General features: G+C 47.1%; 1 pseudogene. It reads right to left on the bottom strand.

The features are described from left to right. Window positions 1-639: pseudogene (locus GNF76_RS29425) on the bottom strand (type 1 fimbrial protein); the annotation flags it as partial.

Here is a 639-nt window from a genome sequence, read left to right as displayed (position 1 = left end):
ATGTTGTCGAGGATCTGCACCGCAACGCCAATGGCCGAGGAATCCTTGGATAAGGCAATAACCGAAGAAGTCGTATCGAGAATTTCAGTGGTGGGATCAAGGCGGTACTTAACGCCCTTGATCCCCTCGGGGCAGGCATTTAGTGCAATGTTGAAGGCTTTGGGTATTAGACGGCTACCCACCCCGCTAAAGCCCGAGCTTTTCTGATCCCCCATCGACACCACAATGTTTGGGGTAGTGCATGTTGACTCGGTCACCACAATCTTTTGACTAAGCGCCAAAATTGCATTTGTTAGTGAACCCTTTTTAGATTCTAAAATATTACCCGCGGGTATTTCTGCGCCAGTCTGGACAGGTCCTACTTTAATTATTTCAAACCCATTTGAGGTACCATTCATGGTTAAAGGTTCACCGAAGTGCCTTACAGAAATAGGAAATGATTGCAGGGACTCTACGTCGGACCAACGGTATTTAAACATCCATTTAAAGGCGAGCCCTGAATTACCAATCGGATAGACATCGCTACTGCCAACTGGCTGTGTACCGACGAGGTTACGTACACCTGTATTTATCACCCCGTCGCATGTATAGTCTTTTGATGTTGGTATCATCACTGGCGATGTATAGACCTTCGTCCCG

This window comes from Pseudomonas spelaei (assembly GCF_009724245.1).
Taxonomy (GTDB): Bacteria; Pseudomonadota; Gammaproteobacteria; order Pseudomonadales; family Pseudomonadaceae; genus Aquipseudomonas; species Aquipseudomonas spelaei.
Note: the sequence above shows the minus strand (reverse complement) of the source record. Positions and strands in the feature narration are given on the sequence as shown.